This window comes from Sorangiineae bacterium MSr12523, assembly GCA_037157775.1.
In the GTDB taxonomy this organism is placed as follows: domain Bacteria; phylum Myxococcota_A; class Polyangia; order Polyangiales; family Polyangiaceae; genus Pendulispora; species Pendulispora brunnea.
Genome location: CP089982.1, coordinates 7,425,322 through 7,450,777, shown reverse-complemented (window position 1 = coordinate 7,450,777; position 25,456 = coordinate 7,425,322). Strand labels below are relative to the sequence as shown.

Genomic DNA, 25,456 nt, shown 5'->3' with positions numbered 1-25,456 from the left:
AGAAAGCCCAAGGAGAAGATCGGGAAGGGGAACGGGAACGTGTACGGGTACGGGTAATCGAACGGCGTTGGGCTATTGGCCGATGTCGAAATTGACCTTTTTCTGGATCGCCTCTTTGCAGATGGGGCAGAACTGACGACCCGACTCCATGGTGCAGTTGAAACCTGGCTTGTGGCTGTGATTGCGCGGCTCGGAGTCGGCATAGCCACCTTGGTAGGCGCCGTAGGTGCTCCCGTTCCAATAGGAATCGGGTGTCGGTACGGGGGTGCTGGCGGCGAGCCAATGGCGCCACTTCAAGGCGCTCTTGTTGGTCGTGAATGTGATGTTTTGCGACCACGGCTCGCTGATGCCCGGCGCGAACTGCAGCTCGGTGGGGCCGCCGCCTTCGTATTCTTCGTTCAAGCCGAAGTAGTGCCCGAACTCGTGCAGCAGAAGGTACACGAAGGAGGAATGGCTACCGGGGATCGCGGTGAGCTCGTTGAAGTTGCCAACGCCCCAGTACCGGGTGCTGTCCACGATGGCAATCGGGTAATCGTAGGGGACGCTGCCGATTCCGCGGCGGTAGCGCGATTCGCGCGTGGGGTACACCACGTTGTACCAGCGCTCGAAAGGCCGCCAATACGGATAATAGAGGCCCAAGAACGAGTCGCGTTCCGGCACGGGCTGGCCCAGGTTGGTCGCGGCGCCCAGCTGCACGTTGGACGGTGAGTACACCGCCTGAATGGTGAAATGCTCCGCGCCCGGAAAATGATTGTCCACCAGGGCGCGCACAGCCTTGTTCGCGTCCTTCCAGAATTGCTCCTTGCGGGAGGCCAGGTAGCCCTCGGCATAAAGGTTCACCGCGAGCTCGGGTGAGGCCGTGGCCTGTTTCAAGAGGCGCACCTCGAAGGAGCTGGGATCGACCTGCACGCGCGGCAGGGTTGCCGGGTCGATGGTCGCTTGAAGCACGGTTTGCGTGGCCCCCGTCGAAGGATTCTCCGCCGTGACGGTCAATTGCGCGGGCTTTGCGGGCACGGGAAAGCGAAAGGTCAACGCGCGCACCAAGCGGCGGAATTCCACGCCGGTGCCAATGGAGTCGTAGCCCACGATTCGGCCATCGACGTCTTTCAGCACCGCGCGGTAGCTGCCATAGGGATCGGACTTTTGGCTGCGCGCCAGCAAGGCTTGGGTGCCCGATCGCTCCACGACGGCGGACGCCAATCGGTATTTTTCTCCTTGCTCGGTAAATTCGATTTCGGTGCGCACGATGTCCACACCGGCGGCGGCCACCGCAAAGCTGGACAAGGGAACGTCCAGCGGCAAGGGCGCGCTGGAAACGGGATCGTGCGGAACGCGGTTGGGATCCGGATAGGGATTGGCCCATACGGATGTTGGCAAAAGACAAAAGAATGCCATAAGGCGGTACATTTTGGCCATTGGGAGAGCCCTTTCGACGCGCGATGGAATCACCGTGCGCGCGGCGCTGTCAAAGACGCGCGGCATTGATGTCCACATCACGACGGGATGGACGGATTCAACCCGCCGTTGACAACGTATTGCGTCACGATTTTCGATAAATACCGCATTATCGCCTTGGTCTTTGGATTGCACTGAAGGCTGGGCATGGCCCTTTCGCAATTCCTAACCAAATCGGTTCTCATCACGGCAAGCTCGCTCATGCTCATGGCGCCGCTCTTCTCCGGGTGTGCGTCGGATGCGCAGCAGGGGGACGACCCGTCCACCGACGAGGATGCCCTCGTCGATAACGAGCCCTCGGACGATCCGGGCACCAACGAGGCGCCCCCCGAGGAGCCGGACACGCTCACCAACGCGGATTCGGTTCTCGACGAGCCGGTGGCGGTTGGCGAGAAGCTGCAAGCCAGCATGGATCTCAATCTGCGCAGCGGTCCCTCGGGGAGCGATGCGATCCTCACCGTGGTGCCCGAGGAGTCCGAGGTCACCGTGGAAGAAGCCGCGCCCTCGGGCGGTTGGTACCGGGTGCGTTTCGGCGAACGAACGGGGTGGGCTTCGGGCCTCTTCCTCGACAAGCCGGGCTCCGATGCCGACGGCTCCTCGGAGGATCCTTCGGCAGGCGACGACTCGACGGATTTGACGCTGGAGGGCATTTCGCCCGATGACGATTTGCTCCCGGATTCCGTTTCGACGCAGGCCTTCGGCGGCACCAAAGCGGTCAATCGGGCCATGGAATGGGTCAAGGTGAAAATGCCTTATTGCGGCGGCGTCAATGGCGGGCACGATGCCATTTGCGGCGGCACGTGCCGCCGGCACGGGGACGCGAACAAAGCCAAATGGAACAAATACCGTTCGGATTGTTCCGGCCTCGTTTCCTATGCGTGGGGGCTGAGCGCGCCGGGGCTCACGACGGGGTACTTCGCTCCGTTCAAACGAAACAAGAGCCATGGCATCGGCATCAAGTCGCTCAAGGCGGGCGATGCTTTGAACAGCGTGCCCTCGCACCACATCATGCTCTTCGCGGGTTGGGCCAACAAAGGCCACACGGTGGCGACCATCATTCAGGAATCGAACTGCGGCAAGGTGGCGAAGAAGATGAACCTCAAAGTGAAACGCAACGGGAAGTACCTGTACTTCTCTTGGAACAATCGCAACTTCCTCCCGATCCGCGTGGGCAAGAAGAAGTAGGGCCGAGCGTGGGCAAATGAGCCGTGCTAGGGTCGCGCCCTGTCATGCACCAGCATCCCATCGGCACGACCCCGCACCCCGGAACCCGACTCGACGGCAGCCTCTTTGGTCCGCAAAATCGTTGCTTTGCTTGCAGCCCCGACCATCCGACGGGCCTCAGGCTGAAGTTTCACGTCGAGGGTGACGAGGTCGTCACGAACTTCACGCCGGCGCGCTCGCACGAGGGGGCGCCTGGCGTGATGCACGGTGGTCTGGTCACGACGGTGGCCGACGAGGTCGGCGTTTGGGCGCTCATTGCGCTGCTCGGCAAATTCGGTTTCACCGGGACGATGAACACGCGCTTCCCGCGCCCCGTGCGCGTCGAGCGCGAAGTTCAAGGCCGCGCGAAGATCACGAGCAAGAGCACCCGCATCGTGCACGCGCAAATTCGCATGGTGCAGGACGGGGCCGACTGCTTCACGAGCACCATGAGTTTCATCCTGCTGAATCAAAAGGGCGCCGAGACGATGCTCGGCGGCCCTTTGCCGGAAGGCTGGAAGAAGTACTTCCGATAGTCAGCGCGGGCGCGGAGTGCCCTCGGGGAGGTGCTGGTCCATGGCGCGGCGGAAGGCCTCCGCGCCCAGCTTTTGCTCGAATTCGGAAAAGCGCGTGCGAAGGCGATCGAGCACGGGCCGCTGTTCGGATTGCGAGGCGCGCGTCCATAGTTTGAAATGGTGCGGCAGCGCCTCGGCGTAGCGGCCTTGCTGGAAGTCGACCTCGGCCTTCAGCTCGTCGAGGGCATCGCCAAATGGCTTCGCGTCGTCGCGGGCGCGAATGCGCGTGATCACCGCGTCCGCCTCGGCGAAAGCCCCGCGTGTGGCCCGTGCAACAGCCACGTCGAACCATTGCTGCGCCTCGAAGCCCGGCGGCGCACCGGCGTAGGTGATGTCGTCGAGGATGGCGTCCTCGTACGAGAGCGCCTTTTCCGGTGCGCCCTCCTCGGCGTGGCAACGCGAGAGCGCTTTGAGCGCTTGAATGGCCATGATCCAGGCCTCGGCGCGGCGGTAAATCGGATAGGCCTTCTCGTTGACGGCCATTGCGGCCTTCCAATCTTTCTTCGTCCGATGAAAGACGTCGAGGAACATGGCCGCGCGCTGGAAGTGCAAAAGTTCGCGCTTGTCCACGTCGGCGGGGCGCGCATCGAGCCATCGTTGCCACACGACGGCCCCCTTCGCGAGGTGCTCGTCGTTCTGGGCATGCGGCGTGGTGAGCGCTTGCGTGGCGAGGGCCAGCCAGGCGAGTTGCTCTTCCGGATTCACGTCGCCGTCGATCCGCGGCTCGGGCGAGCGGCGCACGAGGTAAAGCGCCCACTCAGCGCTTTCCGGCCCGAGTTGCGCCTGGTGCAAAAGCTCGTCGAAGGCGTTTCGCGCCCCCATGAATCCCCGGTAATCCTTGGCGGCCCAGAGCCGCTCGAAGTGGGCCCGCCATTGCGCACGCCGCGCAATGAGGTACTGCGAAAGCCCGGGATTCTGCTGCTTGCGCAGGTGCTGGCCGAGCAGGCGCAGGCCTTCGCACAAGCGCTGACTGAGCTCGAGACGCGCCTCGTCGCGCGCTTCACCCGCAAGCCGCCCCTCGCGCTCGGCCTCGAGAAATGGCAGGCACCGCGAATCCACCATGCGTCCGAGCGGCACGCGCACCACGAAGCCACCGCGTTCCCAATCGGTGAGCGCCTCGGAGAAGTCGCGACCCTCCGGCGCGCCTTGCCCGAAGCCGACCATGATCAGCTCGAGCAGCACGCCCTCGATTTCGGAGCATAGGAGCAGCATCCGCTGCCGCGCCGCGGGCATCTCCGACCATTGCCACTCGTAAAAGGCCTGCACCGGCGAGGCCTCCGGCGCGATGCGTTTCTCGATGGCTTGGACCAGTTCGTCGGCCGAAAGCCGGGCCAGTAGGGGAATCGTGTACCGAAGCAAAAACGGATTGCCCCGGGTGGCGGTGAGCAGCCCCCGCACGTCGTGGTTCGAAAGGGAACACTCGGCCAGGCGCGCCTCGGCTACCCGCTGCTGCGCGCCCGCGGGGAGGGGAGCGACAGTGACCTCGACGAACTTCGGCGAGACGGCCGCCCCCGTGGCAAGCACGATATGACCATCGCCGAGCAACTCCGAAACGAAGTCGAGCAATTCGTCCCAATCGGGTTTGCCGCCCGCCGTCGGAAGTGCGTCCAGTACGAAGCAGCAGCGCAGCTTCTTCAGCGCGGCCCGCGCTTCCTCCCGCTCGCGCACGTCCAATTGCAGGACGGGGGCGATCATCTCCAGCATGTCGCCCTTGGAGTACGAGTCGGAGGTGAAATCGAAGTAAAACGCAAAGTCGATGTTCTTGCGCTGGGACAAATAGAGCGCAACCTGGTGCGCCGCGTGCGTTTTGCCCGACCCCGGTTCCCCGACGAGTGTCAGCGCGCACGAGCCATCCCGCACGCGCGCGAGAAGCTCGATGCCTGGCCCATCGCTCACGTGCAGGGCATGCGGTGGGAGCATCGCGGCCTTGAACCCCAGCAACCGCTGCCTCGCCACGGCCAGGGTCTGCGATTCGGCGAGGCCAGCCCGCGTCTGCGCTTTCTCGAAAAAGGTGACCTTCTGCCCTCCGAAGTGCACCAGCGACGGCTCGCCCGGCGAAGAAATCTCTTTTTGCGCCTCGACGACCGCCTTGCTCAGAGGCACCCCCGTCGTCAGGTGTCGGTAGACGGCCTCGAACGAGCGGCCACCGGCCCACGGATCGGTCGACTGCGCGAGCCCGATGACATTGCCCAATCCGGCGCGATGCGCGGCCAGCGCCGCTTCGCCGAGATCCCCATCGGCATAGGCGCGCGCATCGACGGCGAGCACGGGCACCTTGTGCCGCGCGAGCGTCTCGCAAAGCGCCGTGATCGCCTCGATCGAGACGGTGCCGTCGTAATGCACGATGTGCACGGCACGGGTGCGATCGGCCAGGCGCTCTTGCAGCTGCTCCGGCGTACCGCTGGGGAAAATCTCGTAATCGATGGCACCTTCCGCGCAAAATACCCCTACGGCCCGCGCAAAGGCATCGCTCGGCGTGCCCGCGACCACGTGCAAAACGCGCAGCCCGGAGGGGGCCAAGTCGTACACGCGCTCCGAATCGTCCTCCGAAATGCCATCGCCCACGAAACGCCGCACGAAACTGGATGCGGCCAGGGGCTCGCTCGCCAGGGCCACCTGCTCCCAGGCCCGCGCGAGGAACTCCGACCGGGTCGATTCGACGCGAACGTCGAGCTGGTCCGCTTCTTTGGGCAGGGTTGCCACGAGCTTCGCGAGCTGCGCCGCATCGTCGCTGCGTAATTTCGATGTGCCATCGACCTCTGCGAGAACCCGCTCCACATGGGCCCCCGCATCGAGCACGAGTTCGACGGACGAGCCGGACTTATCGATGATTCGCAAGAGCATGAGGTCTCTCTACATAATGCTTATTGGGCCGCGCGGCACGCGTTCGAGGACACCAGCGGCAGAATCATTTTTCCGATGTCCTTCTCTTGGTCCTTGGGCCATGACTTGGTCTCCAAGGTCTTGAGCACCCGGATGAAACGCGGGAAGGAGCCATCGCACGAGGCCAGGAGCAACCCCAGTTCGTCCTGACCCGAGTTGTACGTTTTGTATTGAATCAAGGTTGCATTGTTGATGGGGCGCTTGAAGGCCAGGGTTGCGCGGAGCTTGGTGAGAAGCTCGGTCTTGATGGCAAGCTTCTCCTCGTTCGGCTTCGTGGACCCGTACAAGAGATCCAGCGTGCGGTACGCCTCGCGCATCGCCTCGCCGCGCCGGCGGATTTGCTCCTGCGAGGCCTGGTAGGCCACGGTCTCCTTGGCGTCGGCCCCGATGGTTCGTTCGAGGTACGTCTCGGCCAGCGTGTTGCCGACGAAGTTGGCCACGCTCTCGTTCAGCGTGGACTGCTTCCGCACGAAGAACGTCGCGTGGGTCATCTCGTGCAAAATCACGTTGGTCAGCGACCCCAATGCCGCATCGCCCTCGCGGATCATCGTGGAGAGCACCGGGTCCTCGAAGTAGCCCGTGGTCGAATACGCCGCGGAGCCGCGCACGTCCACGTCCCAGCCTTTGCCGCGAATTTCCTTGGCGAAGGCCTGTGCGTCCTTGCGGGAAAACCAGCCGAGGTAGGTGAAGCTCCCGACCAGCGGAAACCCCCACGACTTGGACCGAAAGCGAAGCGGATCGGAGGCGCTGGTGACCCAGACCACGAAATCGCGGTCGACCCGAACGTACTTGCGGTAGTTCTTCGTGGGGGTCAGGCCGTTCTGCTCCCCGAAGCTCTTGATGCGCACCACCTCGGACAGGAGCCTCCGCGTGCGCGCGTCGACGTGCCGCTCGTCCACCAGCTCGTCGATGTTCCGTGCGCGCGTGCCGAGATCGTACTGGCCGGCCGCCGCCTGCCGCACGTACTCCAACTTGGCGCACGAGGACGTGAGCAGCAAAAGCAGAAGGCCCATCGCCCAAAGCGCACATTGCGCCAAGCTCCCCAGCACAGAGTTCCGCGTCACGTCGCTTCGGTTCTACGTCGTCTCGCGCAGCAGATCAATGAAGGCCCGCAGGCCCCCCGACACGTGCCCCTGTTTCACATGAGGCTCATGCCGCCGTCCACCGAGAGCACCTGCCCGGTGAGCCAGGTGACGCTCGGATCGGCCATGGCGACGATCCAATGCGCGACCTCGTCGACGGCCGCCATGCGCCCGAGCGGGACCATCTTCTTGAAGGTGTCCTTCAAGCCGGGGACCGCATCGGCGGGCAGGCCCGCTTTTTCGAAGACGGGGGTCTCGGTGGGGCCGGGCGCGATGGCATTGACGCGGACGCCCTCGGGGGCAAGCTCCAAGGCCCACGACCGCGTGAGCGACTCGAGCGCAGCCTTCGTGGCCGCATAATGCGCCGCGTTTGGCGCCGGCATGTGCCCGGCCGCGCTGCTGATGTTCAACACCGTTCCGCGATGCTTTTTCAGCGCGGGCAGGGCAGCTTGCACGACGTACGTGGGGCCATAGACGTTCGCCTCGAATTGACGTCGCACGAGGTCCTCGGCGGATTTCTCGATGGGGGTCGGGTAAAACACCGCCGCATTGTTCACCACCGCATCGAGCCGCCCGGCCTCGCGCACGACGGCTTCGACCGCAGCCTTGATCTCGCCCGACTTGGACACGTCGGCGAGCAGCCAATGGATCTTCGGATGGCGCGCCCGTGCGGCCTCCAGAGCATCCTGACGGCGGACGATGCCGAACACGTTGGCACCGGCTTGCTGAAACGCCTGCGCCGCGGCCTCGCCAATGCCGGAATTGGCGCCCGTAATGAGAACGACTTTGCCTTCGAATGAGTTCATTTGTCTCTCCTGGAAAACAAGATGGCGTCGCCGAGGTCTTCCCAGTAGGCGCGGCTGCGGAAGATCATTTTTGCGCTGAAGTTACGAATCGGGCATCCTCGAACGCGATGGACTTGCTCGAGAAAATGGCAACCTTCGCGCGCGTCGTGGATGCGGGCAGCTTCTCCGCCGCCGCCAAGCAACTGCGCATCTCCGCTGCCGCCGTGAGCCGGCAGATTGCCACGTTGGAGGAGTCCATCGGCACGCCGCTCTTGCTGCGCACCACGCGAAAGATGACCGTCACCGACGCAGGACGCGCCTACTACGAGCGGTGCGTGCGCATCCTTCGCGACGTGGAAAGCGCGCAGTCCATCGGCCGCGAGGAGGGGGTCACGGGCCTGCTCACAGTGAGCGCGCCCGTGAGCTTCGGCCTTGCCTGCGTGGTGCCGTACATGGGGGCGCTGATGCACGAGCACCCGGGATTGCGCGTCGACCTCCGGCTCGAGGATCGCTTCGTCGATCTCATCGCCGACGCCGTGGACGTGGCACTTCGTGTGGGGCGTGAGCCGCCTTCGAGCACCGGCTTCATCGCGCACACCCTGGTCACGTACGAGCGTGTGCTCGTGGCATCACCGGCCTACTTGAAGAAGCATGGGGAACCCAAGACCCCCGAGGCTCTCGGGAAGCACGATGCGCTCTCCCATCCGGCCGGCAATGCGCAGGATGGGTGGCTCCTCTGGCGTGACGGCGGCGAGGTGCGCGCCCGGCCGAACGTCGTTTTCCGCTGCAATGCCCCTTTTGCCGTTCGGCAATTGGCCTTGGAGGGTACCGGGATTGCGCAATTGCCCCATTGGCTCGTCATGGACGATCTCCGCCAGCGAACCTTGCGGGTGGTGCTTCCGCGTTGGCTTTGCGGCAGTGTCACCGCCACAGCACTGCTCCGCGCCGAACACAGGAAGAATCCGCGCGTGCGCGCCTTCGTCGATCACCTGCGTGCGGCCTTCGCCAAACAAACGAAAAATACGATGTCGCACATCATCGATACTGCTTGACGGCGCGATGCTTGGCGGCAGAGTCTCGCACAATGCGCAAAGTCGATCCGAAGTCCCAATTGCCTCGATTGTCTCGTATGTCGCGTCGCGCCATTTTGCGGGGCGGCGGGGCGGTGGGACTGACGACCCTGCTGGGTGGCCTGCGGCCTTTTACCGCGGCGGCGGCCACGATTGCGCGGCCTTCGAAAGAGGAATCCACCGCGGTGGCCGAGGCCAATGCGACCACGCTTTGGTATCCAGCGCCGGCGGACGAGGCGCTGATCGTGCAGCAAGGCCTTCCGGTCGGCAATGGGCGGCTCGGTGCATTGGTCGCGGGGGATCCGGATACGGACTTCCTTTACCTCACGGATGGCAGCCTCTGGATGGGCGATGCCAATGACTCCCTCGATAACGACGGGCAGTTTTCCTACGAGGGCACGCACTTCGGGTCGTTTTTGAAGCTGGCGCATATTCGCATTTCGATTCCCGGCCACGGCATGTCGGCCATCACGAATTTTCGCCGCGGGCTGGATTTGAGCAACGGCATCGTGACGATGTCCTACCAGCGCAAACGCACGCAATATCGACGCGAGGTGTTCGCGAGCCACCCGGACGACGTCGTGGTCATTCGCCTCCGCGTGACCACGGGCACCGACCGGCTCACCGGCACGGTCTCGGTCGAGGGCACGCGCGGGGAGCCGACGTTGGCCTACGCGGACTCACTGGCCAGCGGCATCCAATCCACCTTGGGCAATGGCCTCGCGTATGCCGCCGTGGCGACCGCCCGCGGTGTCGGCGGAACGGTGGCCATGAATGGCTCCAAGCTGGCCTTTACCAACTGCAAGGAAGTGATCATCGTGGTGAGCGGCGGGACGAATTACCGCCCCGATCCGAGCATCGACTTCATCGACGGTACGGTCGATCCGGTGGCCATTGCCATCCAGCGCGCACGCACGGCGGTCGCGGTGGCCGGCGATCGGCTCCAGGCCACGCACACGGCGGATTATCGCTCCCTTTACGACACGATGACCGTGAACCTGGGCACCTCCACGGCCACGCAGCGCTCGTACGACACATGGACGCGGTTGAGTGTGCGCGCCTCCGACGGCGGCACGCCCGATCCCGAACTCGAGGCGAGCTATTTGCAATTCGGGCGCTACCTCACCATCACCGGCTCGCGCAATTGGCTGCCTTTGAATTTGCAGGGTCTGTGGCTGGAGACCAACAACCCGGATTGGTTCAGCGACTACCACACCGACATCAACATCCAGATGAATTACTGGCTGGCCGATCGCGCCGGGCTTTCGCCCTGTTTCGAAGTGCTGGCCGACTATTGCCTTTCGCAATTGCCCTATTGGAGCGATGTAACGCAGCGGCTCTTCAACGATCCGCGCAACCGATATCGCAATTCGTCGGGCAAGGTCGCCGGCTGGGCAGTGGCCTACTCGACCAACATTTATGGTGGCAATGGCTGGTGGTGGCAGCCGGGTGGCAATGCGTGGCTCTGCCAAACGTTGTGGGAGCATTACGAGTACACGCTGAATCGGGACTTCCTGGCCAAGATTTATCCGCTTTTGAAGGGCGCGGCCGAGTTCTGGCAGGCGCGGCTCATCACGACCACCGTCACGGGGCCGGATGGGCAGGCGCGCGAGGTGTTGGTCGACGATCGCGATTGGTCGCCCGAGCATGGCCCGCAAGACGCCATTGGCATCACGTATTGCCAAGAGGGCGCGTGGATGCTCTTCGATTACACGCGCAAGGCGGCGGCGTTGCTCGGCGCGGACGCGTCCTTTGCGGACGAGCTCGCTGCGCTGCAGGCGAAACTGTACCTCCCCCAGGTCAGCCCCAAAACGGGGTGGCTCGAGGAGTGGATGTCGCCGGACAATTTGGGCGAGACGACGCACCGGCACCTGTCGCCGCTCATCGGGTTCTTCCCGGGGGATCGCATCAACACGGACGAGAGCCCGCCCGAGCTCATCGAGGGCGTGCGCAACCTGCTCGTGGCCCGTGGGATGGAAAGCTTCGGGTGGGGGTGTGCATGGCGGTCGGCGTGCTGGGCGCGCCTCAAAAATGCGGAGAATGCCTACAAACTCCTGGGCACGGTGATGAAGCCATCCATCAACAACAACAATGGATCGGCGCCGAACTTCTTCGACATGTACAGCCAGGGCAACCGCACGATCTTCCAGATCGAGGCCAATTTGGGCGCGACCGCGGCGATGGTGGAGATGATCCTGTACTCGCGGCCCGGCGTCATCGAGCTGCTGCCGGCGCTGCCATCCGCGTGGGCCAAGCAGGGGCAGGTCACCGGCATCGGTGCCCGTGGCGGCTTCGTCGTGGACGTGGCGTGGCGCAATGGCAAGGTCTCCACCGTCACCGTGCGCAGTGTGGGCGGGACCGAAACGCTGCTTCGCGCGGGCTCGTGGAGCACGCAGGTAAGGCTCGCGCCCGGTCAATCGGCGACGTATCGCCCGGCGTAGTAAACTCGGGAACCCATGCAGGTTCCCGGGACATCCCATCGTGCCTTACGCGCCATGCTCGCGTTGGGCGCGGTGCTGGCCCTCGGGCGCCTCGCATGCTCACCGATCGAAAATGCGCTGGCCACCGTCATCGTGAAGGCTCCGCGCCGGGGTGCTCCTGCCCCGGCCGCCGAACCCGGTGAGGTGCGCGTGGCGGTGGGGCCGCCTGCGGCGACTTTGTCGCTCGCCGTGGTCGATCCACCGGCCAACGCGGCCCGCGCGACGGTGTTCGTGCTGCATGGCATTCGCGGAAGCAAGGTCGAATCCGGCATGCGCGCCTGGTCGGAGATGCTCACCGGCGCAGGCTTTCGCGTCATCCTCGTGGACCTCCGCGGCCATGGCCGCTCGACCGGCGATGATCTGTCGTACGGCGTCCTCGAATCGCGCGATCTCGCACAAGTGCTCGATGCGGTGGAAGCCCGCGGCCTGCGTATCGGTTCCGTGGGGGTGATCGGCAATTCTTATGGAGCTGCGGCCGCCCTCGAATGGGCCGCCCGTGATGCACGCGTGCACGCCGTGGTGGCGGTGTCGCCTTTTGCAAGCTTGCGAGCGGTCGTGCCCGCCTACGCGGTGGTGCCGCTGCCGTCGGACTTCGTGAACGAGGTGATCGACCGGGGAGGGCAGCAGGGCCACTTCGACCCGGATGAAGCGAGCCCTGTCGTGGCCATCACGCACACCGGGAGCCCTGTTCTGCTGATGCACGGCGAAGACGACCGGCGCATTCCCGCCGCGCACTCGCAACGGATCTTCGCGGCGGGAAAAGATCACGCCGAGCTCGTCTTGGTTCCTGGCGCGGGGCATCGATCCATCGTGGAGCACCCCGTCGTTCGCGAGCGCGCCACTTCGTGGTTTGCACGCTATTTGCTCTGAGCATAGGGAAATTCACGCCGAAGGCCGATGCCGAATCCAAACGACACGACGGGGGCCACATTCGCGTTTTGGCTCACCCTCGCGTTGGTGTTCCTAAGCTTCGCCTCGAGCGCGCGTGCCGCGGAGCCGGATCTGCTCCAGCAGGCACGCGAGCTGGGGATCGCACGCTCGATCGGCTGGCGGCGGCTGGTGCATTACCGCCCCGGTCTATGGGGCAACGTGGTGAGCGAGGTGGACGGGCCGAACTTCTTCCTCGCGCCCGACGGCAAGCACGATCCGGATGCGGAGCTCACCGCCACCGTGCAGGCCTTTTTGGCGCCGGTGATTGCCGGTCGCGAGGACGAGCACGCACTATGCCGATTTCCGGCGCGGCGGCGCCTCTTGGACGAGGAGCTCCACTTCGAGGGCCGCTTGCGCGAGCCCGTTTGCCCGGGCCTCGCGCGCTACGAGGCCCAAATGGCCACGGAATCGGTCATGGTCGTCTACTCGGCCAATTATCTGAACAATCCCGCTTCGGCCTTCGGGCACACGTTTCTTCGCTTGAAAAAACGACGCGCCGCGGGCGATATGCGACCGGCCGATCCGATCGATTTCGGCATCGATTACACGGCGAACACGGATACGGCGAATCCCTTTTTGTACGCCTTCAAAGGATTGAGTGGCCTCTTTCAGGGCGTGTTTCGCTTTCACTCGTACGAATTCAAAGTTCGCGAATACGGCAATGCCGAAGGGCGCGATCTCTGGGAGTACGATCTGGCGCTGACTCCGCGGGAAGTCTCGCTGCTCATGTACCATCTTTGGGAGCTCGGCCCGACGTACATCGATTATTTCTATTTGACCAAGAATTGCTCGTACCAAATCCTCGATGCCATCGAATCGGTGGCGCCGCGCATCAACCTCATTGCCGGTTTGAACACGGTGGTGCTGCCCAAGGACACCATCAAAGCGCTCTTCAACGTGCCCGGATTGGTCCGGGCGGTGCGCTATCGCCCTTCGCTTCGCAGCCAGCTTCGCGCACACACGGCTCGAATGGATGCGGAGGAAATGGACACCGCCGGACGCCTCGCGCTCGACCCCAACGCCGCATTGCCCAATGGCTTTTCCGCGGATGAAGCGGCGCGTGCGCTCGACACGGCGGCCCTGGTTCTCGATGCGCGTTTCGCCAAAATTGCGGGCGGCGAGCACGATCCAGGGTACGCCGCATCGAGGGCATTGCTCGTTCGGCGCCGCCGCGAGATGGCGGCGACCATTCCTGCGACCCAAGTCCCGATGCCGCGCGACAAGGCCCCGGAGCAGGGACATGGTTCGTTGCGGGTCGATATCGGAACTGGCGCTACGACACAATACGAAGGTGCATTCAGCACCTTGGGATACCGCCTGGCACTTCACGATCTGGCCGATCCGCCGGACGGTGAGCCGGAGCTCTTGCAGGTACAATTCCTCGATACGCGGCTGCGTTACGATTTGACTCGGCGCTCGCTGACATTGGACAAGCTCACCTTTGCCGAGCTTTTGGCGCTCAAACCGCTCACGCGTTTCGAGAAGGCTCTGTCGTGGCGCGCCCGTGGCTTTGGGATGCGCTTGCACGACAGAGCCTGTCCCGATTGTTTTGCGCACGGTCTCGATGGTGCGGTGGGCGCGACCATCGCGACCGAGAGCGAGCACCTGGCCGTCTTCGTGATGGCGGATGCCTACGTAGCTTTTTCACCGTCCCTCGACGGTATCGGCGGAAGCTTCGTCCGCGTTGGCCTAGGGCCTTATGCAGGGCTGCGGATTCGCTTGCCGGCACGGACGGTGGGCCTCCTCTCGGGAACCCTGTCCTATTTGCCGGGCCAAAACCAGAGTACCACGTACGACGTTCGAGCGACGCTTCGCAGCTCGCTCGGAAAGGACGTCGCCCTGGGCCTCGAGGCCTCGTTGCAACCCCGGTCTTCGGAAGTTGCGCTCCATTCCTATTTCTATTTCTAGATAAGCTGCCGGCCGAATGTTTGGCGCGTCGCGGGGTGGGGTAGCGTGGCGCCGTGCAATCGAGCGTTCCAAAGCCCCGCCGGTGTCAAACGGCACGGACGGGGCTTTCGACAGTGCGGAACGCGTCCTACGACGATCCGTCAGCGCCTCAGCGGCAGCTGACGCCCGCGCTTGCGCGCGCGACCTTCACATCGACGATGTCCGCCACGGTGACCCGGATCGCGGCCGCGTCGATGGAGCTGCCATTTTCGCTCACGCTCTGGTCATTGATGGCGATACGAACGATGCCCAGATCGATGATCTGGTTCGGATCCGTGGAGACCCGGATGGGCTTCCCGTTGATGCGCAGGTTCAGGACCTTCACGCCGGCGCCGACGTGGGGCTTGCCCCGCTTGTCGCAATAGGCCCATGCGTCTTCCTCGACCACGTCCACGAGGATGCCGTGTTCGAGAAGTCCGCCCTTGCCGAAGAGATTCGAGACGAGATCGGTCACACCGAGGTCGTTCAGGATGGGGCGCAAGTCGATGGCGATGGTTCCGCCGCGTCCGTCCTCACCGAGAACATCGCCCAGAAGCCCGCCCACGGGCGCGTCACGGAAGAGCGCCGCATTGGCCACCGCGGCGCGCGAGACGGTCCGGCCTTTCCCGCCTTCGGTCGAGGCATTGGCCACCCCAGCCTTGACCAGGTTGCCCGCATTGACGGTCGCCAGGCTGGCCGTCTGCTGGCCGCCTTCCTTGGCAAGGGCTTTGGTATCCGACACGAAGACCGTGTCCTCATAGTCTCCGAGCCCGTTGGGCTTTCCCACTTTGACCGTCGCGGCAACCGCGCGGCCAGAGTACGATTTGCAGCTCGCGGCATCCGCATCGGCGGCCGGATCTTGCTGCTGTGCCGTCGGGTCGCCGAGCAGTTGATCGCTGGACGAGTTATCTGCATCTCCAGAAGCGCAACCCATGACTCCAAGCGTGGCCGCAAAGAAGCCAACGATGCCCGTGCGAACCAAATTCGATTTCATCATTGTATTCCCCCTCTGACTTTGCGCATGCTTTTGCTCGCCTGCGCACGTCTTCGCTCACTCTGATGCAAGGTGGGAGTTCATTGCGTCAGCCGAGACGTAAAAGGGGTGCCCCGTGAGCTGCCTTTTTCCCAATGCTTCAAGCGGTTCGCCTGCGATGTTCGACTGCCATCGATGCTTGCGCAGTGCCGCGACGCGATCTGGTTCTGGATTTTTTGACGAATGACGCAACTCCCGTTCGGAGTGGGCCGACATCACGGGCATGAAACGTCATCTTCTCTTGGCTTTTGCGGTTCTTTCTTCTCTTGTTGCTTTTCCGGCCTGCAGCAGCGACGACGACAACGGTAAGGGCACGGCCGTCGAGGAACTCACGATTAACTGCGGCGTCGCCATTGCCCCCGCGACCGTGCAATACGCGCTCGAAGGGGACAAGCTCATTTCGACGACGAATGGGCAACGATCCGAGGCAACCCGCGTTGGTGCAGCTTCGGGCGACAAGCCTATCTATGGAACCTGGGCGGTTCCCATCCAGGACACCGGCGACCCTGCACTCGCTGCGAAATACGAAATCAAGTACACGGCCACCTTTCGTGTCGAACCGGGGCGGGTGACGGCATCGGTCGATTGTTCCAACAACATCCACCCCATGAAGTCGTCCGCATCGTCGCCGGCGACCATTACGGACACCACCTATCAGATCCTCGAGGCGCACCAAGACGTCAAGAAGTGGTCGTCGCTCCGCGGCGAGACGACGGTGGGCAAGTCGTCCATCGATACCTTGGCGGTGCAGCCGCAGACCGTGGGCGAAAAAGATACGGACGTTGCCCCGGGAATTTCGTTCATCGTGAACCAAGATTCCGGTGGAAACCGTCCTTGAAGAAGTACGCAACCTTCGTCCCGAGTGGGCCGACATCACGGGCATGAAACGACATCTTGTTCTGGCTTTTGGGGTTCTTTCTTCACTTATCGCTTTTCCCGCCTGCAGCAGCGACGACGACGAGAAGCCTGCGGTCGTCGAGGAGCTCAGGATGAATTGCAGCGCCGAAACCGTCGCCGGGCCGGCCATCGACTACACGGTTTCGGGCAATACCCTCACGATCAGCGCGAATGGGCAAAGCTCCCAGATTACGCGTTCCGGATCGGCTTCCGGTGACAAGCCCATTTACGGTACCTGGCAGCTCCCGCCGGCGACGGCGACCAGTGGCGATCCTGCCTATGCGGCGAAGCATCAACTCCGGGTCACCGGCAACATTCGCATCGAGCCAAATCGAGTCACCGTGACCACGAACTGCACGACCCTCGAGCACGTGATGTCGGCGAGCGCCACGTCGCCGGCCACGATCACCGATACGACGTTGCAGGTTCTCGAGGCTCACAAAGAAGAAAAGTATTGGTCGTCGCGCACCGGCGAGTCCACGTTGACCAAGAAGTCCATCGACACCCTCGCCGTGGAGCCGCAGCTCGAAGGAGATGAACCGCTGAGCGGCGGGGTGGCATTCCCGTTCGCGGCATACTGAGCGCGCATTGCAGTGCAAACGGGAAACAGTCCGTCAACGGAGCGTGACGTTGTCGGTGTTTTCCTACGGGCGCATGTTTCTCGACGTCATCGGGCATCTACCGGGAGTCGAGATTCATGCGCATTGCCGTATTTGGAGCAGCTGGGAACGTAGGCCGCCGCGTCGTGGCCGAAGCTTTGGCCCGCGGCCACGAAGTCACCGCCGTGGTGCGCGATGCCGCGCGCTTCGACGACGTGCACGCGGGCGCTCGAGTTTGCACGGGTGACGCTGCCAACGTCGACGACGTGGCCGCATTGGGGCGCGGCCATGACGTCGTCGTCGGGGCCACCCGTCCCGCGCCGGGGCGCGAATCCGATCTCGTGGCGGCGGCCAAGGCACTGCTCGCCGGCGTTGCCCAAAGCGACACGCGCCTCGTGCTCGTCGGCGGCGCCGCCACCTTGGTCGTGCCCGGCGGGAGCGGCACCGTGATGGACGACGCGCGGTTTCTCGGTCCGGAGTACCGCGCGATTGCGCGAGCCTGCGCTGCCCAACTCGAAGTATGCCGCGCCGAGGTCTCGGCGGATTGGACGTACCTAAGCCCGCCGGCACTCCTCGAACCGGGCGCGCGCACCGGCCAGTACCGCCTCGGTGGCGACGAGCTTTTGCTCGACGCCGCGGGACAATCGGCCATCTCGATGGAGGACTTCGCCGTCGCTCTGCTGGACGAGGTCGAGCGCCCCGCCCACCGCCGCGCGCGATTCACCGTTGCGTACTGACCAGAGGACGCCCTACGAGCGCGCAATGCACATGTGAGCCGCTCGGCATCGCCGATCGCGCCAGATCTTTGCGAATGCTGAAAACAGTTTTTGACGAATCCCTCGCTGCGTCCGTCGATGATGATGTTTTCCTCGTCGGCCGAAAGACCAGTGCACCCCCTTGTGCAACGCGCCGAATGATGGCAATGCAATAACGTTGTTATGTTTTGGTTTGGGAGATGATTTTTATTCATTCTCCTGGATGGCATCATCCAAATCAGTCATGCGTCATTGGGCGGCGGAGGAGGGATATTCGTTGCATAGGAATATTCATGGCTACGTCGTAGCGCGATACTTGGGCGAAGTGTGGAATCGAGGTCGAATCGAGCTTCTCGATGAACTCGTTCACGCAGAATATGTCGGCCACCAATCCGGGCGTCCCGTGCCGTGTGTCGGCGCATGTGCACTGGCGCGCGTGGTGCGTGCGGCACGGGTGGCATTCCCTGATTTGCGGTTTGAAATCCTGGACCAGATTCAGGATGCCGATCGGGTGGTCGTCCGTTGCTCGAAGCGGGCGAAATACGCGGAGGCCAGCGATGCGTGCATCGACATCGAGCAGATGCTGCTATTCCGTTTTCAGGAGGGCAAAATCATCGAACAATGGTCGACCGTGCTCTTTTCGAGCTACGACAACGAGCTCGCATTCACGCGAATGGTCGAGTGGATGCTCGAGCCACACGAGCTCGAATTTCGCACGGCGGCGCAGGCCGCACGCTCGGGCGCCGAGAGTGCGGTGCGCATTCCATTTTTACCCCACGTTCGCGCGTGCATTCGCGAATCGTTCGACGGCGCGAACGAGCGCGACGAAACGCGGGCCCCCGAGATGAAGGACGTGGCGCGGCGGATCGGAATGAGCCCGCGCACGTTGCAGCGGCGGCTCCAGCAGGTCGGGACGACCTTCAAGCAGGAGGTCGACGGCATTCGTCAGGAGCTCGCGTGCGAGTACCTCGCGAAAACCGCCCGGCCGCTCAAAGAGATTGCGCTCCAACTCGGCTTTTTCGAGGCCACGTCGTTCTTCCGATCCTTTCGCCGGTGGACGCGGATGTCTCCGCTCCAATTCCGACTTCGCGCCGGTGGGGTCGACTCCGCGTTCACTTCGGCGTGATGCGGATCCCTATTTTATCCGGACGCGAGGCCATCACGAGCCCCGTGATGCCTCCCACGATGGCGATGCCGAGGGCGGCGATCCCCACGCCGGTGGGCGTGTCGGTCCGGCATTGCCCCGCGTCGTTGCACGTCTCCTTGCTGCCGGCGATCCCAATGGCAATCCCGGCGCCGATGCTGCCGATGAAGGTGAGTAGCCCGGCCGTGCGCAAGCCCGTACGGGAGACGTAGGTGGCCTCGATCCGAGATGCACCCTTGAGGTCCACGGGATCGAGGCGAACGAGAGAGCCATCCCCCTCGGACAGTGCGAAATAATATTTCCCAGGAAGGAACGGCGCGCGGCACGGCACCGTGCACACCTTCTGGTAGCGCCCTTCGTCCGTCCAAAGGTGAAACTGCAAATTGCGCGCGTGGGCGGTTACCTGCACCTCGAAGCCTTGCGCTTCACTCGTTGCGGGCGGTGCAGGGGCAGCGGGCGGTGCAGCCGGAATGGGCGTCGTGGGGGGCGGCGGCGGCAACGGCGGAAGGCGGGGCAGCGGTTCCTGCGCGTGCGCGCTCGACGTGATGGCCGCAAGGGCGATGGGAATCCACGCAAGAAAGGGCACTCTCATGGGTCACGCTCCTAAGCGTGACCTAGTGTCTCACCCGTATCGCGTGGCGCCAACACCCCCTCGAACATCGCCCGATCCCGGCGGACGGGACTCGGCGTTCTCGTCGAACCCGATGGGCGGCCGTGCCCCTTGCCGCAAGAACGTGAGAAACGCCGTGGCGGCCGGGGAAAGGCGCACGGCCTGCCGATCCTCGTCGGCCTTGGAAAGTGCCTCCGTCCGCGTGATGGCGTACAGCGTTCGCCGGTGCACGGGTCGAAGGGGCAGAACGCGCAGCCGGTTGCGGTTGGCAGGCAGACACCACGACGGAACGATGGTGACCCCCAGCCCGTGCCCCACCATCTCCAGCAGCGCGCCGATGCTCGTGACGGTGAAGACCACCTGCGGCGCGCTCACTTCGGCGTGGGAAAAGAGGCCGCGGATCACGCCCTCGCAGCTGCAGCCCCACATGATGAAGGGCTCGTCGGCCACATCGCGGATCGAGGCGGCGTTGGCGGTGGCCAGCCGGTGATTGTGCCCGACGACGACCACGAACTCGTCCTCGGCGACCACCTCCGAGCCCAATTCTCCTTCCCACGAAGCGGTGAGGCCCACCTCGACCGTCCCGCGGTGCACCCATTCGCTGACTTCTTCGTCGGTGCCCTCCAGAAGCAGCAATTGCACGCCCGGGTAGTGCGTTCGGAACGTGCGCAAAGGCTCGGGCAGCACCCGCGCGGCGGCGCTGGGAATGCTCCCAATGCGAAGAATGCCGTGGTCGAGCCCGGCCATGCTGGCACACTGTTCACGAATGCGTGCTACGGCGTTGAGCGCGTCGCGTGCATTGGCGAGGACTTCGAGTCCAATGGCCGAGGGTGAGATTCGATCGCGTCCGCGCGAAAGAAGGGCCACACCCAGCGATTGCTCGAGTGAAAGCACGGCTTGGCTGATCGCGGATTGGGTCATGCCCAAACGCCGCGCGGCCGCCGTGAAACGCTGTTCTTCCACCACTGCGATGAAGGCAAGGAGTTGCGCAAATGTAATATTGGCTTCGCTTGGCATGCGCTCCGGCCATGAGTATGCGATGCATCGCGCTGCGCTCAACCGTTGGCCGTGCCAAAGTAATGTCCTTGTGCGCCAGCCCCGATCGGCAGGCAACCCACGGTTGCAACTACGAGGGGCCGCGGAATTCGCGTCGCCATGCCGACGGGGTCGTCGCGTACGCTGCACCGAAATGCTGCCGCAGGGAGACCGCACCGCCGAAGCCCGCCGCTTCGGCAATGCGCTCGATGGAGTGATCGGTGGTCTCGAGCAAACGCTGCGCGAGAAAAAGACGTTGCTCGAGTAACCATTTGGTGACGCTGGTGCCGGTGACCTTGCGAAAATGCCGCGTGAAGCTGCGGCGGCTCATGGCCACGCGCGCGGCGAGGGCATCGACGTCCAGCGGCTCGTGCAAATGGGCGCGCGCCCAATCGAGGAGCTCGGTGAAGTGGTGGCCGCGCGGCACCTCGGTGGATGGATGCTCGATGTATTGCGCCTGCCCGCCTTGGCGGTGCGGGGCCACGACCAGGCGCCGCGCGACGTGATTCGCAATCTCGGCACCGCATTGTTTTCGAACGAGATGCAGGCAACAATCGATGCCCGCGGCGGCACCTGCGGAGGTGAGGACGTCGCCCTCGTCGACGTAGAGCACGTCGGATTGGAGCCGCACGGCGGGAAACCGCCGCGCGAACGTCGGCGCGGCCTTCCAATGCGTGGTCGCTGTGCGCCCATCGAGCAGCCCCGCATCGGCCAGAACGAAAGCCCCGTAGCACAGCCCGACCAGGATGGCGCCCCGCGCATGGGCACGGCGCAGCGCCGACAACAGCGTCTCCGGCGGCCGCTCTTCCAGATTGCGCCATGAAGGAACGATGACGATGTCCGCCTGGCTCAACGAGGGAAGGCCGCGATCCATGCGCAGCTCGAACCCGGGCGTGGCCCGCAGTGGCCCGCGTTCGGCGGCGCAGACGCGCAGGCGGTAGTGCTTGGCCAGAGCGCCCGGCTCCTCTTCTTCGAAAACGATGCATGGCACCGAAAGATGAAACGGGCTGATGCGATCGAACGCGACGACGGCGACGGTGCGGGGCATGGTGGCCCAATTCTATCGAAGAGTGGCCTTTGGGCCACTGGTTCGTGAAGCGCGGAAGCCTCATCTTCGGGACATGAAACGAGCCCTCCTGGTCATTGACGTGCAAAACGAATATTTCAGCGACACTTTTCCGGTCGAACATCCGCCTACCAGCGTCAGCCTTCCCAACATCGGGCGGGTCATGGATGCGGCGCGTGCGGCGGACATTCCCATCGTGGTGGTCCAGCATTCCGCGCCCGAGGGATCTCCGATCTTTGCCAAAGGGTCGCGTGGGTGGGAGCTCCATCCGGAGATCGCGCGCCGCGGTCACGACCATCTCGTCGAAAAGACCAAGCCGAGCTCGTTCACCGGCACCGATCTTCGCGAGTGGCTGGCCGCGCGCGGCATCGATACGCTGACCCTCGTCGGGTACATGACCCACAACTGCGATGCGGCGACGACGTTCGAGGCCTCGCACGCCGGATTTGCGGTGGAGATTCTATCGGATGCGAGCGGCTCGTTGCCTTATGCGAACCGCGCGGGATCGGCCACCGCCGAGGAGATTCACCGCGTATTCAGCGTGGTGTTCCAATCGAACTTCGCCGCGGTGATGACCACGGCCGAATGGCTCGATGGCCTGCGCCAGGGCGGCGCCGCGGAGCGCGACAACGTGTTCATGTCCAATCGGCGGGCGCGCGGAATGGCATAGTCCCTCGCCGGGTGGCCAGATCGGAGGGCGCGCAGCCAAACTCCGCGCGAAAGGCTCTCGTGAAGTGGCTGTGCGACGAGAAGCCCGTGGCAAACGCAATTTCGGCGAGGCGCCCCGGCGCGACCTCGCCGAGCATGAAGAGCGCGGCGCGAAGGCGCACCCGTGTGAGGTGCCGGTGCAACGTCTCACCGGTCACCGCGCGAAAGACTCGGCTCGCGTGGAAGGGGGAAGCGTGGCATGCCGCGGCCATGGATTCGACGGTGAGGCGCTCGCGAAAGCGCGTCACCATCACGTGCCGAAGCTCCTCGGTCAGCCGTCGCCACGAGGGCGTGAGGGCGCGCTTTCGTTTGGGGGCGGGCCCGGTGTCGGACAAAATGCGGTAGGCGAGGGCCAGCGCGGTCTCCTCGATGGCCATGGCATCGCGCGCGCGCAGCAGCTCGAAATGGAGGCGTGCCGCCGCCGGTGAGACGGTGCAGGCCCGTGCCGACATGCGCGGGACCAGTTCTTCGGCCAGCGCCCCGCGCAGAAGGAGCAGGGTGCTGCGTTGGGGATGCACGGTCGGCGAATTCACCAGGTACTCGTCGCCCGGCGCATGCAGCGAGGCGCAGGTGGGATCCATCACGCGCTGCACGCCGCCGCTGTTTTGCAGGTGCATGCCCTCGAGCATCACATCGAGCTCGTAGTGGTGCGCGCTCACCGGAGACCAGCCGTGCTCGTGGCCCGGGCAATGGCAGGCGCCCACGAAGAGCTCACGCCCGGCGTGCAGGGGCTGCAGCGGGTAATCGAGCCGCCAACCCTCCGACGCGGCCTCCGCGGGGATTTCGAGCAAGGACATGACAGCGCGCATCGTAGCAGTGCCGTAACCTCGCGGCATGTCCATCTCGCGGCTTCGTTCCTGCACCGTTTTCTTGCTCGTCGCGCTTTCCGCCGGTCTGCCCGCGTGTGCGCCGGCGGCATCTTCGCCGAAGGCATCCATGGTGGTTCACACCATTCCGGCGCGCCCGGAGGACGTCGCCACGCTCGAAGGCCTGATGCGGGCATTCTACGAAACGGTGAACATCGCGCCGGATGCACCGCGCCAATGGGATCGCGATCGGACGACGTACCTGCCCGGTGCACGCATCGTGGCCGTCGACGAGAAAGTCTCCATCTGGGACCACCAGGGCTTCGTGGAGTTCGCCGAGCCATTGATCCGCAACGGTTTTCGCGAACGGGAGCTGGTGCGCCGCGTTCGCCGTTACGGAAATATCGCCAACATCGAGTCCAGTTACGAATCGCGCGTGGGCCCTCAGGAGACGATTTCGCGCGGGGTGAATTACATTCAAACCTTTTACGATGGTCAGCGGTGGTGGATCACCGGCCTCGTGTGGCAAACGGAGGATGCGGCCCACCCCATTCCAGCGGATCTCTTGCCCTCGCCATCGCCCGCGGCGCAGGCAACGCCGCGGGCGGGCGTCATCCAGCTGGCCGTCGACGCGCGGGATGCCCCACGCAAAATGGTGCATGCAAAGCTCACCGTGCCGGCGAACCCCGGGCCTCTGACCTTGCTTTATCCAAAATGGATACCCGGGGAACATGGCCCCACGGGCCCGATTGTCAATCTCACGGGATTGCGCTTTTCAGCGGGTGGAAAGCCTATTCCTTGGGAGCGCGATCCTGCCGATATGTATGTCTTTCATTGCACCGTGCCCGCGGGGGCCCAGGCCGTGGAGATCGAGATCGACGCGCTTTCCGCGGTGACCGCGGGGCAGTTTACCGCGGGGCCCAGCATGACGTCGCAGCTTGCGGACGTGAGCTGGAATCACGTGGTGCTCTATCCAAAGGGGGTATCGCCGGACGCGCTCACCTACCGCCCGAGTCTACGCTTGCCGCGCGGCTGGAAATACGCGACGGCGCTGCAGGCTGCGCGCGAGGCGGGCGATATCATCGAATTCGCACCGGTCTCGTTGACGACGTTGATCGATTCGCCGGCGATTGCGGGGGCCCACTTCAAAGAGGTCGATCTCGGCGCCGGCGGGGTTCTCCCGGGCAGTCCGCACCATCTGCTCGATGTGGTGGCCGACTCCGAGGGGGCTCTGACGATGGCGCCCGAGCACGTGGCCGGCATGAAGCGCCTCGTGGGCGAGGCCCATGCGATCTTCGGTTCGTATCTGTATAGAGATTACCGATTCCTTTGCACCTTGAGCGACGACGTGCCCGTCTTTGGCTTGGAGCACCACGAGTCGAGCGACAATCGATTTCCCGAGCGGGCCTTTCGCGATGAACGAAAGCGCAAAGCCATCGTATCCATCTTGCCGCACGAGTTCGTGCACTCGTGGAATGGCAAATACCGTCGCCCGGCTGGCCTCGCGACATCGGACTACCAAGAGCCCATGAAGGGCGACTTGCTCTGGTCCTACGAGGGCCTGACCGATTACCTCGGCATCGTGCTCACGGCGCGCAGTGGATTGTGGTCCGCGGCCGATTTTCGCGAGAACCTCGCCTTTGCCGCCGCATCGATGGAGGCGGCGGGAGGACGCAGCTGGCGCTCGCTGCACGATACATCGGTGGCGGCGCAGGTCCTTTATCCGGCACCGCCCGAGTGGGCGAGCTGGCGCCGGAGCGCGGACTTTTACCTCGAGGGCGATCTTCTCTGGCTCGAGGTGGACATGCTCATTCGCACCAAGACCGGAGGAAAGCGCTCCCTGGATGATTTCACGCGCCGGTTCTACGGCGGTGCGAGCGGTGCGCCGAAGGTCGCGCGCTACACGTTGGACGATGTGGTGACGGCCCTGGGCGACGTCGTACCCCACGATTGGCGGGGGTTCTGGGCCGAGCGCACGTCCTCCACCGCGGGCGCCCCATTGAACGGGATCGCCGCGAGCGGATGGCGCCTCGTGTACACCAGCGAGCCCAATGAGCCGGCCACCCTCGCCGACGAGGAATTGAAACAAGCCGATTTGCGCTTTTCCGTGGGCCTCGTTCTCAAAGACGACGGCACGGTGCTCGACGTTGCCCCAGGGACGCCGGCCGCGAAGGCGGGCCTTGCGCCGGGCATGAAGCTCGCGGCCGTGGGCGGGCGCAGATACGCCGCGGAGAGCCTGCTCGATGCGATTCGCTCGAAGGAGCCCATCGAGCTCTTGGTGCAGGACGGTGCCTACGTGCGGGTGCATCGCATCGATTACCGCGGTGGTTTGCGCTACCCGCACCTCGAGCGGGATGCCTCCAAGCCCGATCGCCTGGGCGCCCTCCTCGCGCCCCGGCTGAAAGCGTGAGGTT

The 25,456-nt window shown here is 64.2% G+C and carries 21 protein-coding genes; 12 read left to right on the top strand and 9 right to left on the bottom strand.

Annotation, left to right across the window (positions count from 1 at the left end; all coding sequences use genetic code 11):
- Positions 1–72: 72 nt before the first annotated feature.
- Complete coding sequence (locus tag LZC95_29145; protein WXA90511.1) at positions 73–1,395, bottom strand: M64 family metallopeptidase; 1,323 nt, start codon at positions 1,393–1,395, stop codon at positions 73–75.
- A 207-nt stretch (positions 1,396–1,602) separates the two neighbouring features.
- On the opposite strand from LZC95_29145, the gene LZC95_29140 reads away from it, so the two are divergent.
- Positions 1,603–2,640, top strand: a complete 1,038-nt coding sequence (locus LZC95_29140; GenBank protein WXA90510.1) for an SH3 domain-containing protein — start codon at positions 1,603–1,605, stop codon at positions 2,638–2,640.
- Between the two features lie 44 nt (positions 2,641–2,684).
- Positions 2,685–3,194: a PaaI family thioesterase gene (locus tag LZC95_29135; GenBank protein ID WXA90509.1), complete on the top strand. Its 510-nt coding sequence runs from the start codon at positions 2,685–2,687 to the stop codon at positions 3,192–3,194.
- Here LZC95_29135 and LZC95_29130 read toward each other — a convergent pair whose 3' ends face one another.
- The 3 genes from LZC95_29130 to LZC95_29120 all read right to left on the bottom strand — a co-directional run bounded on the left by LZC95_29130 (position 3,195) and on the right by LZC95_29120 (position 8,004).
- On the bottom strand, positions 3,195–6,077 hold the full coding sequence (locus LZC95_29130; protein WXA90508.1) for a hypothetical protein: 2,883 nt from the start codon (positions 6,075–6,077) through the stop codon (positions 3,195–3,197).
- A gap of 20 nt (positions 6,078–6,097) precedes the next feature.
- Entirely contained in the window at positions 6,098–7,180 is a 1,083-nt protein-coding gene (locus LZC95_29125) for an aminopeptidase (protein WXA90507.1), read from the bottom strand.
- Positions 7,181–7,254: 74 nt separating this feature from the next.
- The gene (locus tag LZC95_29120; GenBank protein WXA90506.1) at positions 7,255–8,004 is read right to left on the bottom strand and encodes an SDR family oxidoreductase; all 750 of its coding nucleotides are present in this window, start codon (positions 8,002–8,004) and stop codon (positions 7,255–7,257) included.
- 107 nt (positions 8,005–8,111) lie between these two features.
- On the opposite strand from LZC95_29120, the gene LZC95_29115 reads away from it, so the two are divergent.
- Genes LZC95_29115 through LZC95_29100 form a run of 4 tightly spaced genes read left to right on the top strand, consistent with a single transcriptional unit; the run spans position 8,112 to position 14,371 of the window.
- The gene (locus tag LZC95_29115; GenBank protein WXA90505.1) at positions 8,112–9,035 is read left to right on the top strand and encodes a LysR family transcriptional regulator; all 924 of its coding nucleotides are present in this window, start codon (positions 8,112–8,114) and stop codon (positions 9,033–9,035) included.
- A 32-nt stretch (positions 9,036–9,067) separates the two neighbouring features.
- The gene (locus LZC95_29110) at positions 9,068–11,494 is read left to right on the top strand and encodes a glycoside hydrolase family 95 protein (GenBank protein WXA90504.1); all 2,427 of its coding nucleotides are present in this window, start codon (positions 9,068–9,070) and stop codon (positions 11,492–11,494) included.
- Between the two features lie 54 nt (positions 11,495–11,548).
- Positions 11,549–12,403, top strand: coding sequence for an alpha/beta fold hydrolase (locus LZC95_29105; GenBank protein ID WXA90503.1), 855 nt, complete (start codon positions 11,549–11,551; stop codon positions 12,401–12,403).
- Positions 12,404–12,430: 27 nt separating this feature from the next.
- Positions 12,431–14,371 (top strand): DUF4105 domain-containing protein, encoded by a 1,941-nt coding sequence (locus LZC95_29100; GenBank protein ID WXA90502.1) that lies wholly within the window; start codon positions 12,431–12,433, stop codon positions 14,369–14,371.
- 148 nt (positions 14,372–14,519) lie between these two features.
- On the opposite strand, the gene LZC95_29095 is transcribed toward LZC95_29100, so the two are convergent.
- Positions 14,520–15,386 carry a hypothetical protein gene (locus tag LZC95_29095; protein WXA90501.1) on the bottom strand — a complete coding sequence of 289 codons (867 nt, stop codon included), beginning with the start codon at positions 15,384–15,386 and terminating at the stop codon, positions 14,520–14,522.
- A gap of 259 nt (positions 15,387–15,645) precedes the next feature.
- Here LZC95_29095 and LZC95_29090 point away from each other — a divergent pair, with 259 nt between their 5' ends.
- The 4 genes from LZC95_29090 (at position 15,646) to LZC95_29075 (ending at position 18,799) form a co-directional block, all read left to right on the top strand.
- Positions 15,646–16,260, top strand: a complete 615-nt coding sequence (locus LZC95_29090) for a hypothetical protein (protein ID WXA90500.1) — start codon at positions 15,646–15,648, stop codon at positions 16,258–16,260.
- A 43-nt stretch (positions 16,261–16,303) separates the two neighbouring features.
- Positions 16,304–16,900 carry a hypothetical protein gene (locus LZC95_29085; protein WXA90499.1) on the top strand — a complete coding sequence of 199 codons (597 nt, stop codon included), beginning with the start codon at positions 16,304–16,306 and terminating at the stop codon, positions 16,898–16,900.
- Positions 16,901–17,016: 116 nt separating this feature from the next.
- Positions 17,017–17,655, top strand: coding sequence for an NAD(P)H-binding protein (locus tag LZC95_29080; protein ID WXA90498.1), 639 nt, complete (start codon positions 17,017–17,019; stop codon positions 17,653–17,655).
- 295 nt (positions 17,656–17,950) lie between these two features.
- Positions 17,951–18,799 (top strand): helix-turn-helix domain-containing protein, encoded by an 849-nt coding sequence (locus LZC95_29075; protein WXA90497.1) that lies wholly within the window; start codon positions 17,951–17,953, stop codon positions 18,797–18,799.
- Here the strand turns inward: LZC95_29075 and LZC95_29070 are convergent.
- The 3 genes from LZC95_29070 to LZC95_29060 all read right to left on the bottom strand — a co-directional run bounded on the left by LZC95_29070 (position 18,786) and on the right by LZC95_29060 (position 21,510).
- Entirely contained in the window at positions 18,786–19,409 is a 624-nt protein-coding gene (locus LZC95_29070; GenBank protein WXA90496.1) for a hypothetical protein, read from the bottom strand. The genes LZC95_29075 and LZC95_29070 overlap by 14 nt on opposite strands.
- A 30-nt stretch (positions 19,410–19,439) precedes the next feature.
- Entirely contained in the window at positions 19,440–20,444 is a 1,005-nt protein-coding gene (locus LZC95_29065; GenBank protein WXA90495.1) for a LysR family transcriptional regulator, read from the bottom strand.
- A gap of 109 nt (positions 20,445–20,553) precedes the next feature.
- A complete protein-coding gene (locus LZC95_29060; protein ID WXA90494.1) occupies positions 20,554–21,510 on the bottom strand; it encodes a helix-turn-helix domain-containing protein in 957 nt (318 codons plus the stop codon).
- 73 nt (positions 21,511–21,583) lie between these two features.
- Between LZC95_29060 and LZC95_29055 the strand changes: the two genes are divergently transcribed.
- On the top strand, positions 21,584–22,198 hold the full coding sequence (locus tag LZC95_29055; protein ID WXA90493.1) for a cysteine hydrolase: 615 nt from the start codon (positions 21,584–21,586) through the stop codon (positions 22,196–22,198).
- On the opposite strand, the gene LZC95_29050 is transcribed toward LZC95_29055, so the two are convergent.
- On the bottom strand, positions 22,164–23,033 hold the full coding sequence (locus tag LZC95_29050; GenBank protein ID WXA90492.1) for a helix-turn-helix transcriptional regulator: 870 nt from the start codon (positions 23,031–23,033) through the stop codon (positions 22,164–22,166). The genes LZC95_29055 and LZC95_29050 overlap by 35 nt on opposite strands.
- Positions 23,034–23,070: 37 nt before the next feature.
- On the opposite strand from LZC95_29050, the gene LZC95_29045 reads away from it, so the two are divergent.
- Complete coding sequence (locus LZC95_29045) at positions 23,071–25,452, top strand: M61 family peptidase (protein ID WXA90491.1); 2,382 nt, start codon at positions 23,071–23,073, stop codon at positions 25,450–25,452.
- The last annotated feature ends 4 nt before the right edge of the window (positions 25,453–25,456 follow it).

Excerpts from the sequence above, each read along its gene's own strand:
- LZC95_29060 (WXA90494.1), bottom strand. The coding sequence starts at position 21,510 with ATGCCCCGCACCGTCGCCGTCGTCGCGTTCGATCGCATCAGCCCGTTT.
- LZC95_29105 (WXA90503.1), top strand. The coding sequence starts at position 11,549 with ATGCTCGCGTTGGGCGCGGTGCTGGCCCTCGGGCGCCTCGCATGCTCA.
- LZC95_29090 (WXA90500.1), top strand. The coding sequence starts at position 15,646 with ATGAAACGTCATCTTCTCTTGGCTTTTGCGGTTCTTTCTTCTCTTGTT.
- LZC95_29100 (WXA90502.1), top strand. The coding sequence starts at position 12,431 with ATGCCGAATCCAAACGACACGACGGGGGCCACATTCGCGTTTTGGCTC.
- LZC95_29065 (WXA90495.1), bottom strand. The coding sequence starts at position 20,444 with ATGCCAAGCGAAGCCAATATTACATTTGCGCAACTCCTTGCCTTCATC.
- LZC95_29070 (WXA90496.1), bottom strand. The coding sequence starts at position 19,409 with ATGAGAGTGCCCTTTCTTGCGTGGATTCCCATCGCCCTTGCGGCCATC.
- LZC95_29110 (WXA90504.1), top strand. The coding sequence starts at position 9,068 with ATGCGCAAAGTCGATCCGAAGTCCCAATTGCCTCGATTGTCTCGTATG.
- LZC95_29130 (WXA90508.1), bottom strand. The coding sequence starts at position 6,077 with ATGCTCTTGCGAATCATCGATAAGTCCGGCTCGTCCGTCGAACTCGTG.
- LZC95_29085 (WXA90499.1), top strand. The coding sequence starts at position 16,304 with ATGAAACGACATCTTGTTCTGGCTTTTGGGGTTCTTTCTTCACTTATC.
- LZC95_29055 (WXA90493.1), top strand. The coding sequence starts at position 21,584 with ATGAAACGAGCCCTCCTGGTCATTGACGTGCAAAACGAATATTTCAGC.
- LZC95_29095 (WXA90501.1), bottom strand. The coding sequence starts at position 15,386 with ATGATGAAATCGAATTTGGTTCGCACGGGCATCGTTGGCTTCTTTGCG.
- LZC95_29120 (WXA90506.1), bottom strand. The coding sequence starts at position 8,004 with ATGAACTCATTCGAAGGCAAAGTCGTTCTCATTACGGGCGCCAATTCC.
- LZC95_29045 (WXA90491.1), top strand. The coding sequence starts at position 23,071 with ATGTCCATCTCGCGGCTTCGTTCCTGCACCGTTTTCTTGCTCGTCGCG.
- LZC95_29145 (WXA90511.1), bottom strand. The coding sequence starts at position 1,395 with ATGGCATTCTTTTGTCTTTTGCCAACATCCGTATGGGCCAATCCCTAT.
- LZC95_29050 (WXA90492.1), bottom strand. The coding sequence starts at position 23,033 with ATGTCCTTGCTCGAAATCCCCGCGGAGGCCGCGTCGGAGGGTTGGCGG.
- LZC95_29115 (WXA90505.1), top strand. The coding sequence starts at position 8,112 with ATGGACTTGCTCGAGAAAATGGCAACCTTCGCGCGCGTCGTGGATGCG.
- LZC95_29140 (WXA90510.1), top strand. The coding sequence starts at position 1,603 with ATGGCCCTTTCGCAATTCCTAACCAAATCGGTTCTCATCACGGCAAGC.
- LZC95_29135 (WXA90509.1), top strand. The coding sequence starts at position 2,685 with ATGCACCAGCATCCCATCGGCACGACCCCGCACCCCGGAACCCGACTC.
- LZC95_29080 (WXA90498.1), top strand. The coding sequence starts at position 17,017 with ATGCGCATTGCCGTATTTGGAGCAGCTGGGAACGTAGGCCGCCGCGTC.